Genomic DNA, 15,852 nt, shown 5'->3' with positions numbered 1-15,852 from the left:
CCAATCGGTCAGCTGTCCCAGACCACCGGCATCTTGAGCGGCCCGCGGAAGGCCCATCCACCGAAGCTCGTCTGTTTCGGGTCGGCGGGGCGCAGGCCCTTGAGCCGCTCGAACAGCATCGGCAGGGCAATATCGGCGATCAGGCAGCGCGCGGCCCAGGCCCCGGCGCAGAAATGCGGGCCGGCGCCGAAGGGGATCGCGGCGCTGCTGTCCTGGGTCACGTCGAAATCGTCGGGGCGGGCGAAGCAATCGGCATCGCGATTGGCCGAGCCGAACATCAGGAACACCCGATCCTCGGGGTGGAAGGTGACGCCGTTCACCACCTCCTCGCGCGCGACCCGGCGCGGCGACATGCCGATGGGCGAGATCCAGCGGGCATATTCCTCGAACGCCTTGAGCCAGGTGACCTTGCCGTCGCGGATCATCCAGCGCTGATCCGGGTTGGTCATCAGCGCCCAGGCGGTGCCCGCGATGGCATCGCGCGGTTCGTTCTGCCCGCCCGAGATCGCCAGCTTGATATTGGCCCGGATCTGGCTGGAGCTGAGCCCCGCCTGCATCATCACCGACAGAAGCGAGCTGTCGGGGTTGGCCCGCAGCGCGGGCATCCGCGCGTCGATATGGTTGTCGATGGAGGTGGTGCAGGCCTTGCAATAGGCCTCGACCTCCAGGTCGCCCGCGTAGTTCGAACAGCCGTCGATAAGCCCCTGGCTGACGCGGTCCATCTCGGGGTAGCTCATGTTGGTCAGGCCCGTCAGCACCTTGAGCGCCTCGGCCGAGACCGGCATCGCGTAATCCGCGACAAGGTCGCATTCGCCGCGCTCCTCCAGCACGTCCAGGATCACCATGGTGCGCACCTTGAAATGCGCGCGCCAGACATCCTTGACCGTCTTGGGCGAGATCGCGGGGAAGATCGCGCGCCGCTCGGCCATATGCGGATCACCGTCCTTGCGCATCATGTTCTGGCCCATCAGCAGCGTCATCAGCCCGTCGGGCTGCACCGAGGAGAACACATCGACGCGCTTTTCCTGCTCGAAGATGTCGTTTCGCCGGGTGATCAGCGTCGCGCCAAGCTGCGGCACATAGGCGATGGGCACGGTCTCGCGCATGCGTTTCAGGTCCGGATAGGGATCGGACCAGAAAGCCTCCGGGTCAATTTCATAGATCGGCGCGTCGGACATTCTTCCCCCGATTGACGTCAAACACTGGCCCCCGATGAGGGCGTTTCGCGCGCATCCTAGAGGCTTTCGGGTTGACATTGAATCGGTTTTCTCGCCCCTCTCCGGGCTGTCTTTATCCACGCCCAAGCGGACCCGTCCTGACCATGCCGAAACTGTTCTTCAACTACTCCACCATGAACGCGGGCAAATCGACGCTGCTGTTGCAGGCCTCCTACAACTATAACGAGCGGGGGATGCAGACCTATCTGCTGACCGCGAATTTCGATGACCGGGCAGGCAAGGGCCAGATCGCCAGCCGCATCGGCATCTCGGCGCCTGCCGATACCTATGGCGCCTCGACCGACCTTTTCGAGATGATCGAGACGCGGCTCACGGCGGGACCCTGCGCCTGTGTGCTGCTGGACGAGGCGCAATGGCTGACCCGCGACCAGGTCTGGCAACTGGCCCGCGCGGTCGATGACCTGCGCGTGCCGGTGATGTGCTACGGGCTGCGCGTCGATTTCCGGGGCGAGCTGTTTCCGGGATCGGCGGCATTGCTGGCGCTGGCCGACGAGATGCGCGAGGTGCGCACGATCTGTCATTGCGGGCGCAAGGCGACGATGGTGATCCGGGTGGATGCAGACGGACACGCGATGCGCGAGGGGGCGCAGGTCGAGGTGGGCGGCAATGACCGTTATGTGTCGCTCTGCCGCAAGCATTTCCGCGAGGAGATCGGGGATCGGGTGCGCTGAGTGGGGTCGAATTGCTTCGCAATCCGACCGGTTGGGGGTCGTTCATTGTGCGCCATTGGTTCAAGCCCAATGGACGACGCCCCCAAACCCCCAGAGTATTTCCACCAAGAAGATGGGACAGTCAGACCGGGTTGGGCAGCGGGTGGCCGTCGCGGAAGGCGATGGCGTTGTCGAGGGCCATATGGCCCATGGCGCTGCGCACCTCCTCGGTGGCGGTGCCGAGATGGGGCAGCAGGGTGACGTTTTGCAGCGCGCGCAAGGCCGGGGGGACGTCCGGTTCGAACTCGTAGACATCGAGGCCCGCGCCTGCGATCCGGTGGCTTTGCAGGGCATGGATCAGGGCGGATTCGTCCACCACATCGCCGCGCGCGATATTGACCAGCACCGCGTGGGGCTGCATCTGGGCCAGTTCCCGCGCGCCGATCAGGTGATGCGTTTCGGGGCTGGCGGGCACGGCGAGGGCCACGAAATCGCACCTGGCAAGAAGGTCGGGCAGCGGCAGCGCCTCCGCCGGGAAGGGCATATCCTTGGGGCTGCGGCTGGTATAGGCAACCTGCATGCCAAAGCCGAAATGCGCGCGTCTGGCGATGGCCTGCCCGATCCGGCCCATGCCGACGATGCCGAGACGCTTTCCCGTGACGTGCTGGCCCAACATCTGCACCGGGTGCCAGCCGGACCACTTGCCCGCACGCACCAGCCGTTCCCCCTCGCCTGCGCGGCGCGCGGTCATCAGCAGAAGCGTCATGGCGATGTCGGCGGTGGCATCGGTAACGGCGCCCGGCGTGTTGGTGACGGCAATGCCGTGCGCGCGGGCGGCCTCAACGTCGATATGGTTATAGCCGACGCCGAAATTGGCCAGCAGCTTGCAGCGCAGCCCGTCGCCGGTGAAAGCCTCCGCCCCCAGGGCATCGCCGAGCGTGGGCAGGAGGATGTCGGCTTTGTGCAGAGCCTCGATTGTCTCGGCCCGTCCAAGCGAGGTGCTGGTGTCGCGCTCCAGCAGGTCGAATTCGGCGCGGGCGCGGCGCATGACATCGTCGGTCAGGGTGCGGGAGATCAGCAGTTTCAATGCATCCGCCCCCCGGTGGGCACCGGGTGGTCGGGGCCGATCAGCACGATCTCTCCCTCCGCGTCGGGCAGGCCGAGCACGAGGATTTCCGACCGCATCGGGCCGATCTGGCGGGCTGGGAAATTCACCACTGCCATGACCTGCCTCCCGATCAGCGCCTCGGGCGTGTAATGCGCGGTGATCTGGGCCGAGGATTTCCGCTCGCCGATCTCGCCGCCGAAATCGACCCAGAGCTTGATCGCGGGTTTGCGCGCCTCGGGGAAGGGTTCGGCGCGGGTCACGGTGCCGACGCGGATGTCGACCTTGAGGAAGTCGTCGAATCCGATCTCGTCGCTCATGCCTTGAGCTCCCGGCTGCGGTTCGCGGCGGCGGCCACGGTGGCGCGCATCAGCGGCATGAGGCCATCCTCGGCCATCAACACCTCAAGCCCCGCCTGCGTGGTGCCATTGGGGCTGGTCACGTTGATGCGCAACTGTTCGGGGGTGTCGTCGGCGGCCTCGGCCAGCGCGCCCGCGCCCGCAACGGTGGCCTTGGCAAGCCGCATCGCCATCTCCTCGGGCAATCCTTCCGCCCGCGCGGCGGCGGCAAGCGCGTCGATCATGTAGAAGACATAGGCCGGACCAGAGCCGGAGACGCCGGTGACCGCGTCGATCTGATCCTCGCTGTCCAGCCGCACCACCTGCCCCACGGCACAGAGCAGCGCCTCGGCGAGGTCGGCATCCGCGGGGCCGGAGGCCGCGTTGCCGATGATCGCGGTGATGCCGCGGCCCACGGCGGCGGGGGTGTTGGGCATGGCGCGGATCACGCGGGTGCCTGCACCGAGGGTTGTCTCGAAGGTGGCAATCGGCGTGCCGGCGGCGACCGAGACGATCAGGCAATCCCCGCCACCAAGCGGTTTCAGCTGCGGCAGCGCCTCACCCATGAATTGCGGTTTGACGGCGACGATCGCGACGGCGGGGTCAACGGGCAGCTCCGTGTTGACGTGCATGCCCCTGGCCTTGACCCAGTCGGAGGGGCGCGGGTCGATGACGGTGACGCTGTCAGCCGGGATGCCACGGGCAAGCCAACCCTCCAGCATCGCCTGCCCCATCTTGCCGCAGCCGAGCATCACCAGCCCGCGCGTCTTGATCTGATCGAAACCCATCGCGTCCCCCGTTTTATCTGCGCATCGGCGCGGAGCCTATGCGCAGGCGGGGGCGGCTGCAATGGGGGGTCAGGCGCGACCGTAGGTCTGGGCGATGGCCACCTGCATCGCCTGTTCCGGGGTCTTGTTGCCCCAACAGGCCAGCTGGAAGGCCGGGTAGTAGCGCTCGGCCGCCATGACGGCTGTTTCGACCATGCAGGCGATCTGATCGGGGCTTGCCATCTGTTCACCGGCCAGGACCAGGCCGTAGCGATAGACCATCAGCCGCTGCGCGTGCCAGTAGCTGAAGGCCCCCGCCCAACATTTGTCATTGGTCAGGTTCAGCGTCTCGTAAAGCGCGGGCAGCGTGCCCTCGGGCGGCTCCATGTCGAAGGTGCAGATCATCCGCAGCGTCTCGTCATAGGAGGACCAGGCCAGGGTGACGGAATAGGTGCGCCACTGGCCCTCGATCGCCATGGCGATCTGATCGTCGGCGACGCGGTCGAAATCCCAGTCGTGATGCGTCGCCAGCGTTTCCACGATGTCGATGGGGTGAAGGTCTTCGACCTCCAGATATTGCTCGGAGAGTGACATTGCCCAGGCCTCTTTTTTCTCGTTGGCAGCCTCGGCAGGAGTGTCGGACCCGACAGATCCGCCGCCCCTACTAGAAGCTGGGTCTTGTACTATGGGTCGCCGGAGCGTGCCCGACCCCATACCAGATATGGTGGAGGGTCAGGGGCATCCTGTAAAGGATAATTTTACCTGTGACAGGGGGGAACGGGCCGCCGATGCAACCTATCCACAAGTAATTTCAGGCATGTGGATGGCTTTATGCGCCGGATCAGGTGCCGCCGCCGCCCCTGGGCAATCTGCGGGTGCGGGCAAGGCTGGTGGTCAGGGGTTCGACATCCTGGTCATCCTCGTCGCGCCGCCGCTTCGCCCTGCGGGCCAGCCATTGAAGCAGGCCGATCAGGCACGCCAGGCTGGCGACCAGAAGCAGGAGATTGACGGGGAGGCTGAAACCGAACATGGGTGGCGATCCGGGGGAATGAATTGATTGCGCTCTGCGGCATAGCCCCGTTGTGACAGATCAAAACTGCGGAATGGGGGCCGAAATCTGACGATTCAGGGACCGATTTCCCGACCCCGGAAACAATCAGTTGAGGGAACCCTTGCCGGGCTCAGCCCTGACCGTCCGATTCCAGCGCCGCGATCCGGGCCTTGAGCGCCTCGTTTTCCTCGCGCGCCTTCTGGGCCATGGCGCGCACGGCGTCGAACTCCTCCCGCGTGACGAAATCGCGGTCGGCGAGCCAGCGGTCCATGGCCGACTTGATCGCGGTCTCGGCCTCGTCCTTGGCCCCCTGCGCCACGCCCATCGCGTTGGTCATCAGCTGGCCGATATCTTCCATGATCTTGTTGCGGGTCTGCATCTTGCGTGCCTCCTGGTGGCTTGGGCTTTCATATGGCCCTTCCGGGCCGGGGCATCAAGGTTGACTTCGCCGCAGGGCATGGGCCATCCAAGCCGTAATCGTTCCCAAGGAAGGTTTCCCATGCTCCCCGCAGCGCTCCCCTTTCCGCCCATTGATCCGGTGATCTTCTCGCTCGACCTGGGCTTCATGATGTTCGAGCTGCGCTGGTATGCGCTGGCCTATATCGCGGGGCTGATCCTCGGCTGGCGGGTGATCGTGCGGGCGGTGAAGCGGCCCGAGCTGTGGCCAGGTGACACCGCGCCGATGACGCCCGCGCAGGTCGAAAACCTGCTGACATGGGTGATCCTGGGCGTGATCCTGGGCGGGCGGCTTGGCTACGTGATCTTCTACCAGCCGGCCTATTACTGGCAAAACCCTGCCGAGATCGTGCAGATCTGGCAGGGCGGCATGTCGTTTCATGGCGGGTTCCTCGGGGTCATGGTTGCGGGGCTCATCTTCTGCCGCCTCAACCGGCTGCCGGTGTTGCAGGTGCATGACGCGATGGCGATGGTCACGCCTTTCGGTCTGTTCTTTGGCCGGGTGGCGAATTTCATCAATGCCGAGCTGTGGGGGCGGCCCACCGATGCGCCCTGGGGCGTGGTGTTTCCGGGACTTGCGGCGCAGGATTGCGAAGGGCCGGTGGGGATCGTCGAAATGGCCGGTCAACTGGTCTGCGCGCGCCATCCCTCGCAGCTTTACGAGGCGGCCCTGGAGGGGCTGATCCTGGGCGCGCTTCTGCTGTGGCTGGCATGGGCCCGCGGGGCGCTGAAACGGCCGGGGCTTATCCTGGGGCTGTTCATCGCGGGATACGGCCTCGCGCGATTCATCGTGGAGTTCTTCCGGCAGGCAGACGACCTCTTCATCAGCGCGGAAAACCCGATGGGCTATGTCGTGCAGATGGGCGATATGGGGCTGAGCATGGGGCAGATCCTGTCGCTGCCGATGATCGTTGCCGGGCTGTTCATCATGGTGTTGGTGCCCAGGCGCGCGCGATGACGGCGCTGCACGGCGCGCTTGTCGCCCGGATCGCGCGGACCGGGCCGATCAGCGTGGCGGATTACATGACCGAATGCCTGCTGCACCCCACGCATGGCTACTACACCACCCGCGATCCGCTTGGGGCCGCGGGCGATTTCACCACCGCGCCGGAGATCTCCCAGATGTTCGGCGAGATGATCGGCCTGTGGCTGGCGCAGGTCTGGATGGATCAGGGCGCGCCGGAGGAATTCGCGCTGGTCGAGCTTGGGCCGGGGCGCGGCACTCTGATGGCCGACGCGCTGCGGGCAACCGCGCGCGTGCCGGGGTTTCACGCGGGCCTACGGCTGCACCTGGTCGAGGCCTCGCCCGCCCTGCGCGCGCGGCAGGAAGCGGCATTGCAGGGCCATGAGGTCACGTTCCACGACCATCCCGCAAGCCTGCCGGACCTGCCCACCTACCTGATCGCCAACGAGTTTTTCGACGCCCTGCCCATCCGCCAGTTCCAGCGGGCCAAGACCGGCTGGCATGAGCGCATGATCGGCGTGGTCGACGGGCAGCTTGCCTGGGGCCTGGCCCCCGAGGCGCCGATGGAGGCCCTGGCGGATCGGGTTGCCGACACCCAAGAGGGACAAATCGCGGAATGGAACGCCTCCGCGCAGGCGCTGGCCGCCGATTTCGGGAACCGGATCGAGGCGCTTGGCGGCGCGGCGCTGATCCTCGATTATGGCGATGAGGTCAGCATCGGAGACACGTTGCAGGCGGTGCGGGGCCATGCCCCTGTCGATGCGCTGGCCAGCCCCGGCGCGGCCGATCTGACCGCGCATGTGGCGTTCGGGCCGCTGGCCTCGGCCAGCCGCGCGCGGGCCTCACGCCTCACGCCGCAGGGCGTGTTCCTGGAACGGCTCGGCATCACCGCGCGGGCCGAGGCGCTGGCGGCGAAGCTGCAGGGCGCGGCGCTGGACAGCCATATCGCGGCACACAGACGGTTGACGCATCCCTCGGAAATGGGAACGCTCTTCAAAGTGCTGGCGTTGACCCCGACGCACTGCCCCGCACCTCCGGGATTGGAGCCCGCCTGAGCGATGACCGCGACACCGCAGCTTGAATGTCTGACCTCCGACCTCCTGAAAGGGGTGCGGCACGGGTTCTTCACGCGGGCCGGGGGCGCGTCCTCGGGCATCTTCCGGGGCCTCAATTGCGGCCAGGGATCCTCGGATCAATCCGCCGTGGTCGACATGAACCGCGCCCGCGTTGCGCATGCAATGGAAGTGCCTGTCGAGCGGCTGGTTACCGTCCACCAGACCCATGGCGACCGGGCCGTCGCGGTTGGTGACACCCAACCCCTGCCCCGCCCCGAGGCCGACGGTATCGTCAGCGCCACGCCCGGCACCGCCATCGCCATCCTGACCGCCGATTGCCAGCCGGTGCTGCTGGCCGACACGAAGGCGGGCGTGATCGGGGCCGCCCATGCCGGGTGGCGCGGGGCGCTTGACGGGATCCTGGAACGCACGCTTGCGGAAATGGAGGCGCTCGGGGCCACGCGGGGGGACATCCACGCCGCGATCGGCCCCTCGATCAGCCAGCGCGCCTATGAGGTCGGGCCGGACTTCATCGAGCCGTTCCTGGACGAGGCGCCCGAAAACGCGCGTTTCTTCGTGAATGGCGCGGGCGACCGGTATCTGTTCGATCTGCCGGGCTATGGCCTGTCACGGCTGCGCGCGGCGGGGGTGGGCGATGCGGAATGGACCGGCCATTGCACCTATTCGGACGAGGCGCGGTTTTATTCCTACCGCCGCGCCACACATCGCGGCGAGGTCGATTACGGGCGGCTGATCTCGGCGATTCGTCTCTGACAGATTGGGCAACCTCGCCAGATTCGGGCCGCACCTGCCCGCGAATGGGGCAAGGCTTGGGCGCCCCCCGCCCCATTCGCGCCGATTTTCGCCCATGGCAGGCACCCATCCGCCAATTTTCACTGGCCCCGCCCCGCCACATTCCCGCCCCGAGGTTTTTGCACAAAACTGCCGCCCATGCCGCAACGGGGCCCGAGTTGCCCGCCAGAGTGTCCTCAACCCGGAAGAACCGGACAGGCATCGCCCGATACGGGCCAGAGACAAGGACAACGGACAATGACAAAACGGCGCTGGATGGAAAAGGTTCTGCAAGAGAGCAAGAAGGACCAGATCGAAATGCCCTGGGCCCGCGCAAAGCGCAATCGCGCCCGTCAGGCGGCAAAAGCCAAGCGGTTCGGGTAAGTCGGCGGCAGACGGCAGACCCAATGAAAAGGCGGCCTTTGGGGGCCGCTTTTTTCTTGTCCTGATCTCAAAGCGTTACCGGCTGTTCGAGCGCGTCAATAAGCGGGGCCAGTTCCTCCTGATACCGTTTCCACGCCGCGACCGAGGCGCGGTAGATCGGCTGGCGCACCTGCGAAAAGCTGAGCGTGGCGACATCGCGGCGGGCATTCTGCGGCGCAAGGCAGGCGTCCTGCCAGTCCAGACCGGCAGCCGCGACCAGCGCGCGGATATGCGGTTCGGGCTCGGCGGTCAGGGCTTCGTAATCCACCACATGCACCCGGTCGGGCATCTCGGCCTGCCAGAATTCGACGAAGGCATCATGCTGGCGGATGAAGCGCCCGATATCGGCCAGGTCGGTCGAATAGAGGTGGCTGCCCGGCGGGAACATGTTGCGGTAGATCGACAGGCCCACATCGCGCGGGTCGCGTTTCAGGATCAGGAAGCGCGCATTGGGCAGGGCCTGCGCGATCAGGCCGATCCGGGCATAGGTCGAGATCGCCTTGTCGGTGAAGATACCGTCTGTGCCGACGCGGCGGCGGGCGGCCTGAAGGTAGCGTTGCGCGCCGGGGATCATCAGGTCGGGCAGGCGGTCGGGCGCGGTGTTCGCCGCCTCGATGAAGGGGGCCAGCGCGCGCGAGAGATAGGGCAACTCGCCCCCCGCCGTCACCCGGTCATGCGCCGACAGGATGGTTTCCACCAGCGTCGTGCCGGAGCGCGCCATGCCGGTGACGAAGATCGGTGCGTCCTGGGGCGCGTCAGTCGCGGGTGTCCGGTTCTTGAGCGCACGATAGGCGGCGAGGATCGCCTGCACATGGGTGCGCTCATTCTCGAAGCGGTAGGGAAACTCCTGCTTCATCAGCCGGTTGGCGCGATGCAGATGGGGGAAGACGTCGCTGTAATGCCCCAGATCCTCCTGCGCCTTGGCCATCGCGAAGGCCAACGTGCGGCGCGAGGCGATGGGCAGGGCGGCGTCGCCCATCCGCGCCTCAAGGATCGGCAGGATCGGGTCGCCCTCGGCCAGTTTGGCGCCGCCGACATAGGAGCGGATCGCCTCGGCCCCGTCGGGCGAGATTTCCGCCGCGCGCAGCAGCATCGCCTGCCCCTCCTCCAACTCGCCGGTGGTTTGCAGAAGCTGGCCACGCAGTGTCAGGGCCGGAACGCTGTCGGGGGATTTTTCCAGAACCTCGCCGGTGATCTTCAGCGCGGGGCCGGTATCACCCTCGTTCAGCATGGCATTGGCCAATTGCAACAGGTTGGTGCGCGTGGCCCCCGAGGCGATGGCCTTGCGGGCCACCTTCAGGGCGTCTTGCGGGCGGCGCAGGGCCACCAGCGCCTGCGCATGTTCGCCCGCCAGGCGCGGATCGCGCGGCGCGGCTTTCACGGCACGCGCCAGCACCTCCTCGGCCTCGGCGTCGCGGCAGGTCTCGTGCATCAGATGCGCCCAGGGGACAGAGACATCCGCGCCGAGCCCGCGCGCCTTCTCCAACGCCGCCTCGCTGCGCGAAAGCTGGCCCAGTTTCAACAGAACCTCACCGAGCAGGACATGCGCCATCGGGCTGGTGGGGTCGCGCTCGGTGGCCTTTTCCAGCGCCGGCAGGGCAAAGCTCCACTTCTTCTGCGCGGCGCGGGCGGCGCCCAGGGCCAGGGCGGGATGGGCGGCATCGGGGTAGCGGCGCACGAGGTCGAGCGCGTCGGCCTCGGCCCCCGCCGCCTGCGTGGGCCCGCGCGCGATACGGGCGATGAGCGCGCTGATATCGGGCTCGCCCGACAGCGGGACACCGGCGCGGGCGGCCTCGGCATGCAGCTTCTTCAGCTTGCCGCCCGTGAGGATCCCGGCCAGGGCCGCCCAGATCGCGGGTTCCTTCGGGCGCAGCTTCAGCGCCTTGCGCAACGCGGTTTCGGCCTTGGCCATGTCGCCCTGCGCGGCGTGGATGCGGCCGATCTGGAATTGTGCCTCGGCCAGGTCGGGGCGCACGGCCAGAACCTGCCGGAACTGCGCCAGCGCCGCGTCGAACTGCCCCGCCTTCTGCGCCGCCAGTCCCTGTTGAAAGGCGGCTTTCAGCCGGGCGGGATCATTGGGCAGCATCGCGCCTAGCCCTCCTTCGCCAGCCGGTCTTCCAGCACGTCGAAGGGCACGCCGGGATCGTCCTTGGCAGGCCGGATGACCAGCGAGGTGCGCACCGAGGCGACATTCGCCGCTGCCGTCAGGTGTTCGGTCAGGAAGCTCTGGAAACTGGAAAGGTCGGGGGCGACGCATTTCAGGATGAAGTCGATCTCGCCGTTCAGCATGTGGCATTCGCGCACCAGGGGCCAGGCGCGGCAGAGATTCTCGAAGGCCACCAGATCGGCCTCGGCCTGGCTGTGCAGCCCGACCATGGCGAAGACCTGCACCTCGAAGCCTAACAGGCGCGGGTCGACATCGGCGTGATAGCCGCGGATATAGCCCTGCTCCTCCAGCGTGCGGACCCGGCGCAGGCAGGGCGGCGCGGAGATGCCGACGCGGCTGGCAAGCTCCACGTTGGTCATGCGGCCATCGCCCTGCAACTGGGCCAGGATCATTCGGTCGGTCTGGTCGAGCTTGGTCCCGGGCATGGGCGGCGGCCCTCCTTCACTACGGGTTCATTAATTTTCCTGCCGCGCGCCACGTGCCGCGCGCAAGAATATTTCGCACTCGCGCAACATATGAAATGGAACGGGGCAGATTGCAAGCCTGACAATGGCCCCCCTTTCCTTGCCCCCCTCACATCTCTATATCGCCGGGACGTAGCAATTTTCCATTCTGCCGAGGTCTGCCCGACATGTCCGACACCCGCCACACCCGCGTTCTGATCATCGGCTCCGGCCCCGCGGGCTACACCGCCGCCGTCTATGCCAGCCGCGCGATGCTGGAGCCCGTGCTGGTGCAGGGGATCGAGCCGGGTGGCCAGTTGACCACCACCACAGAGGTCGAGAACTGGCCCGGCGACACCGAGGTGCAGGGGCCCGACCTGATGGTGCGGATGGAGGCCCATGCCAAGGCGATGGGTTGCGAGATCATCGGCGATATCATCACCTCGCTGGATGTGGCGGGCCGCCCATTCACGGCGAAGGGCGACAGCGGCACGACCTATACCGCCGACGCGGTCATCCTGGCCACCGGCGCGCGGGCCAAGTGGCTTGGGCTGCCGTCCGAAGAGGCGTTCAAGGGCTTCGGCGTCTCGGCCTGCGCCACCTGCGACGGGTTCTTCTATCGTGGCCAGGAGATCGTGGTGATCGGCGGTGGCAACACGGCGGTGGAAGAGGCGCTGTTCCTGACCAATTTCGCCTCGAAGGTGACGCTGGTGCATCGCCGCGATGAGTTGCGCGCCGAGAAGATCCTGCAAAACCGGCTGTTGAAACACCCCAAGATCGAGACGCTCTGGCATCACGTGCTGGAGGAGGTCGTCGGCAGCGACAACCCCAAGGGCGTCGAGGGCGTGCGTGTGAAACATGTCGAGACCGGCGAGATCAGCGAGATCCCCTGCAAGGGCGTCTTCATTGCCATCGGCCACGCGCCCGCCAATGAATTGGTGAAGGACACGCTGGAAATGCACAATGGCGGCTATGTGAAGGTGGAAGCCGGCTCCACCCGCACCTCGGTCCCCGGTGTCTTCGCCGCGGGCGACCTGACCGACCACATCTACCGCCAGGCCGTGACCAGCGCCGGGATGGGCTGCATGGCGGCGCTGGATGCCGAGAAATTCCTGGCCGAGCAGGAGGATGAACTGGTGACCGAGGCCGGGGCCTATGCCGCGCCGTTGGATGACCCGACCGAAGCGCCGAGCGAAACGGCGGAGTAACGCACCTTACGCGGCTAATCTCCAACTCGCGCACGTGGCACGAGGCAGCCGTGTGAGTTCCACGAAGTGCCTTGTATGGACGTTGCGGTGCGCTAATCTGTGCCCTATCTTCACTTTCAGGAGGTGTAAGATGTCAGATGTCCTTTCAGATGATTTTATCGCGAAACTGCGTGAGCAGATCGAGAAAGAGATGTCGGGTATAAAGATCACGGATTTTCAAGCGCAATCAGACTTGGACCATGATGGCGACCCTATTCTGCGGCTTCAGATCGTCTACGATGAGGCTGAAGGTGAGCCGCGTGCCAGTCGCATGTCAGCCTTGGCGCGTCATATCCGGCCGTGGCTTGATACCCGACTACCCAATACTTTTCCGGTTTTTCGCTTCTTGACAGCACGCGATCTGGCTGATGACGCCCCCTGACCTGATTGCTACAGCACGAAGGACATTGGGCAATTCCGGCAAACGTCGTCCACGCCAATCCGACTTGAAGCGTGCCATGAGCACGGCATATTATGCGGTTTTTCACCAACTGTGCTGGACAGTTGCCGATTCCTTTATAGGCGGGAAAAGCGCGGAGCGCAGCACACCTGCTTGGAGACAAGCCTACCGGTCAATCGACCACGGCTTCGCGAAGACGCAGTGTCGTAATTCCAATGTGATGAACAGATTTCCCCAGGCAGTTCAGGATTTGGCCAACGCTTTTGTAGAACTTCAGATTGCCCGACACGCGGCGGATTACGATCCGCTTCATAGGCTTGTACGCTCAGAGGTGAAGGCCGAAATTGATCGGGCTGAGCAAGTCATCAGAGGCTTTCGCACAGAACCGATAAAGGACCGACGCGCCTTCGCTGCTTGGATCACGCTCAAGAACCGGTCTTAGGACTGCATCTTAAGCTATTGGACAGCCGCGATGACTTGGCAGCTTCAGCAAGAATTGTGATGGGTTCGCAACAGTCACCTTGCATTGAGCTATGGTGCATATTCCCCCTTTTCTGCACCTGCATCCTGTGACATGTGTTCACCCGTGAACACACTTGGCCGAGACGCCCGATGACGACCGAAACCGCCCCCGCCCTGCCGGAAGACGATCAGCTCTTCTTGCTCCTGCGCCAGCTTGATGCCGCGCCGGACGCGTCGCAGCGCGCAACGGCGCAGGCGCTTGGCGTCTCGCTCGGGCGGCTCAACGCGCAGTTGCGGGCGGTGACGGCGGCGGGGCTGGTGCGCATTGGCGCCCGGCCCGGCCCCGACAAGCGCCAGCGCTATGCCTATGCGCTGACCCCGCGCGGGGCGGCCGTGAAATCCCGCCTCACCGATCAATTCCTGGCCCGAAAACGCGCCGAATATCACGCCCTGCACGCCGAACTGACCGGCGTTTCCAGCGGACCCAATTCCCTTCCGAAAAGGACCACGACCATGCAGACCCAACACGCCCCCATCCCGGAGCTCTATGTCTCCTACGATTCGGCCCAGAAGCTGAAACTGGAGGCCGGTGACCTGACCTCCTGGGATCTGACGCCGCGCCAGACCTGCGATATCGAGCTGTTGATGAATGGCGGCTTCAACCCGCTCAAGGGCTTCATGACCGAGGAAGATTACAACGGCGTCGTGGAAAACATGCGCATGGCCGATGGGTCGCTCTGGCCGATGCCGATCACGCTGGACGTGTCGGAAGAGTTCGCCAAAAGGGTCGAGCCTGGCCAGGACATCGCGTTGCGCGATCAGGAAGGCGTGATCCTGGCGATCCTGTCGATCTCGGACAAATGGGTGCCGAACAAGGCGCGCGAGGCCGAGATGGTGTTCGGGGCCGATGACATCGCGCATCCGTCGGTGAACTACCTGCACAACGTGGCCGGTCCGGTCTATCTGGGCGGCGCGATCACCGGCATCACGCCCCCCACGCATTATGATTTCCGCGCCCGCCGCGACACGCCGAACGAGCTGCGCGCCTATTTCCGCAAGCTTGGCTGGCGCAAGATCGTCGCCTTCCAGACCCGCAATCCCCTGCACCGCGCGCATCAGGAACTGACCTTCCGCGCCGCCAAGGAGGCGCAGGCCAACCTGCTGATCCACCCCGTCGTCGGCATGACCAAGCCGGGCGACGTCGATCACTTCACCCGCGTGCGCTGCTACGAGGCGGTGCTGGACAAATACCCGGCGGCGACCACGACGATGAGCCTGCTGAACCTTGCCATGCGCATGGCCGGCCCGCGTGAGGCGGTGTGGCACGCGCTCATTCGCAAGAACCACGGCTGCACCCATTTCATCGTCGGGCGCGACCATGCCGGCCCCGGCAAGAACAGCCAGGGCGTCGATTTCTACGGACCTTACGACGCCCAGGATCTGGTGCGCGAGCATGAGGCCGAGATCGGCATCGAGATGGTCGATTTCAAGCACATGGTCTATGTCCAGGAACGCGCCCAGTATGAGCCCGCCGACGAGATCGAGGAAGGCGTCACCGTCCTCAATATCTCGGGCACCGAACTGCGCCGTCGGCTGGCCGAGGGGCTGGAGATCCCCGATTGGTTCTCGTTCCCCGAAGTGGTCAAGGAGCTACGCCGCACCCGCCCGCCGCGGTCCAACCAGGGCTTTACCGTGTTCTTCACCGGCCTCTCCGGGTCCGGCAAGTCGACCATCGCCAACGCGATGATGGTCAAGCTGATGGAACAGGGCGGGCGCCCCGTGACGCTGCTGGACGGCGACGTCGTGCGCAAGCATCTGTCGAGCGAGCTTGGCTTCTCGAAGGAGCACCGCGACATCAACATCCGCCGCATCGGTTATGTCGCCTCCGAGATCACCAAGAATGGCGGCATTGCGATTTGCGCACCGATTGCGCCCTATACCGCAACCCGGCGCGCCGTGCGCGAGATGATCGAGGAATTTGGCGCCTTCATCGAAGTGCATGTCGCGACCTCCCTGGAGGAATGCGAACGCCGCGACCGCAAGGGCCTCTACAAACTGGCGCGCGAGGGCAAGATCAAGGAATTCACCGGCATCTCGGACCCCTATGAAGAGCCGACCAATGCCGAACTGGTGGTCGATACCGAAGGCACCGACGTGGATTACTGCGCGCAACAGGTGCTGCTGAAGCTCGAATCGATGGGGCTGATCACCGCCTGATCCGGGCGTGATATGCGAAGGAATTGGCCGGGCGCGCGACACCCTCGCGTCCGGTCGATGCGCTTTTGTGGTGCAGA

General features: G+C 65.5%; 17 protein-coding genes. 8 read left to right on the top strand and 9 right to left on the bottom strand.

The features are described from left to right. Nucleotides 1–8: 8 nt before the first annotated feature. Nucleotides 9–1,178, bottom strand: a complete 1,170-nt coding sequence (locus HNS34_RS09440) for a cytochrome P450 (protein ID WP_172319803.1) — start codon at nt 1,176–1,178, stop codon at nt 9–11. Between the two features lie 143 nt (nt 1,179–1,321). Between HNS34_RS09440 and HNS34_RS09435 the strand changes: the two genes are divergently transcribed. Continuing rightward, on the top strand, nt 1,322–1,909 hold the full coding sequence (locus HNS34_RS09435) for a thymidine kinase (RefSeq protein WP_172319802.1): 588 nt from the start codon (nt 1,322–1,324) through the stop codon (nt 1,907–1,909). Nucleotides 1,910–2,030: 121 nt separating this feature from the next. Here the strand turns inward: HNS34_RS09435 and HNS34_RS09430 are convergent, their stop codons facing one another. The 6 genes from HNS34_RS09430 to HNS34_RS09405 form a co-directional block, all read right to left on the bottom strand. Continuing rightward, on the bottom strand, nt 2,031–2,975 hold the full coding sequence (locus tag HNS34_RS09430; RefSeq protein ID WP_172319801.1) for a 2-hydroxyacid dehydrogenase: 945 nt from the start codon (nt 2,973–2,975) through the stop codon (nt 2,031–2,033). Beyond that, nucleotides 2,972–3,313: a tRNA-binding protein gene (locus tag HNS34_RS09425; protein WP_172319800.1), complete on the bottom strand. Its 342-nt coding sequence runs from the start codon at nt 3,311–3,313 to the stop codon at nt 2,972–2,974. The genes HNS34_RS09430 and HNS34_RS09425 overlap by 4 nt, the downstream gene beginning before the upstream one ends. Then, on the bottom strand, nt 3,310–4,119 hold the full coding sequence (gene proC / locus HNS34_RS09420) for a pyrroline-5-carboxylate reductase (protein WP_172319799.1): 810 nt from the start codon (nt 4,117–4,119) through the stop codon (nt 3,310–3,312). The genes HNS34_RS09425 and proC overlap by 4 nt, the downstream gene beginning before the upstream one ends. Before the next feature lie 69 nt (nt 4,120–4,188). Then, on the bottom strand, nt 4,189–4,692 hold the full coding sequence (locus HNS34_RS09415; RefSeq protein WP_172319798.1) for a type III secretion system chaperone family protein: 504 nt from the start codon (nt 4,690–4,692) through the stop codon (nt 4,189–4,191). Between the two features lie 247 nt (nt 4,693–4,939). Continuing rightward, nucleotides 4,940–5,128, bottom strand: coding sequence for a hypothetical protein (locus HNS34_RS09410; protein ID WP_172319797.1), 189 nt, complete (start codon nt 5,126–5,128; stop codon nt 4,940–4,942). 151 nt (nt 5,129–5,279) lie between these two features. Beyond that, nucleotides 5,280–5,528, bottom strand: coding sequence for an accessory factor UbiK family protein (locus HNS34_RS09405; protein WP_172319796.1), 249 nt, complete (start codon nt 5,526–5,528; stop codon nt 5,280–5,282). 120 nt (nt 5,529–5,648) lie between these two features. Between HNS34_RS09405 and lgt the strand changes: the two genes are divergently transcribed. Genes lgt through pgeF form a run of 3 tightly spaced genes read left to right on the top strand, consistent with a single transcriptional unit; the run spans nt 5,649 to nt 8,398 of the window. Next, nucleotides 5,649–6,563, top strand: a complete 915-nt coding sequence (gene lgt, locus HNS34_RS09400) for a prolipoprotein diacylglyceryl transferase (protein WP_172319795.1) — start codon at nt 5,649–5,651, stop codon at nt 6,561–6,563. Beyond that, nucleotides 6,560–7,624 carry a class I SAM-dependent methyltransferase gene (locus HNS34_RS09395; RefSeq protein WP_172319794.1) on the top strand — a complete coding sequence of 355 codons (1,065 nt, stop codon included), beginning with the start codon at nt 6,560–6,562 and terminating at the stop codon, nt 7,622–7,624. The genes lgt and HNS34_RS09395 overlap by 4 nt, the downstream gene beginning before the upstream one ends. A gap of 3 nt (nt 7,625–7,627) precedes the next feature. Further along, nucleotides 7,628–8,398 carry a peptidoglycan editing factor PgeF gene (gene pgeF, locus HNS34_RS09390; protein WP_172319793.1) on the top strand — a complete coding sequence of 257 codons (771 nt, stop codon included), beginning with the start codon at nt 7,628–7,630 and terminating at the stop codon, nt 8,396–8,398. A 469-nt stretch (nt 8,399–8,867) separates the two neighbouring features. On the opposite strand, the gene HNS34_RS09385 is transcribed toward pgeF, so the two are convergent. Both HNS34_RS09385 and HNS34_RS09380 read right to left on the bottom strand, forming a co-directional pair. After that, nucleotides 8,868–10,925, bottom strand: a complete 2,058-nt coding sequence (locus tag HNS34_RS09385; protein WP_172319792.1) for a tetratricopeptide repeat-containing sulfotransferase family protein — start codon at nt 10,923–10,925, stop codon at nt 8,868–8,870. A gap of 5 nt (nt 10,926–10,930) precedes the next feature. After that, nucleotides 10,931–11,431: an Lrp/AsnC family transcriptional regulator gene (locus HNS34_RS09380; RefSeq protein ID WP_172319791.1), complete on the bottom strand. Its 501-nt coding sequence runs from the start codon at nt 11,429–11,431 to the stop codon at nt 10,931–10,933. A gap of 206 nt (nt 11,432–11,637) precedes the next feature. Between HNS34_RS09380 and trxB the strand changes: the two genes are divergently transcribed. From trxB to HNS34_RS09360, 4 genes are all read left to right on the top strand, one after another. Beyond that, nucleotides 11,638–12,657, top strand: a complete 1,020-nt coding sequence (gene trxB / locus HNS34_RS09375) for a thioredoxin-disulfide reductase (RefSeq protein WP_172319790.1) — start codon at nt 11,638–11,640, stop codon at nt 12,655–12,657. Nucleotides 12,658–12,787: 130 nt separating this feature from the next. Then, a complete protein-coding gene (locus HNS34_RS09370) occupies nt 12,788–13,078 on the top strand; it encodes a hypothetical protein (RefSeq protein ID WP_172319789.1) in 291 nt (96 codons plus the stop codon). Next, nucleotides 13,065–13,538, top strand: coding sequence for a hypothetical protein (locus tag HNS34_RS09365; protein ID WP_172319788.1), 474 nt, complete (start codon nt 13,065–13,067; stop codon nt 13,536–13,538). The genes HNS34_RS09370 and HNS34_RS09365 overlap by 14 nt, the downstream gene beginning before the upstream one ends. Nucleotides 13,539–13,708: 170 nt before the next feature. Further along, on the top strand, nt 13,709–15,775 hold the full coding sequence (locus HNS34_RS09360; RefSeq protein ID WP_172319787.1) for a bifunctional sulfate adenylyltransferase/adenylylsulfate kinase: 2,067 nt from the start codon (nt 13,709–13,711) through the stop codon (nt 15,773–15,775). The last annotated feature ends 77 nt before the right edge of the window (nt 15,776–15,852 follow it).

It is taken from the genome of Alterinioella nitratireducens, assembly GCF_013155465.1.
Classification (GTDB): domain Bacteria; phylum Pseudomonadota; class Alphaproteobacteria; order Rhodobacterales; family Rhodobacteraceae; genus Alterinioella; species Alterinioella nitratireducens.
Note: the sequence above shows the minus strand (reverse complement) of the source record. Positions and strands in the feature narration are given on the sequence as shown.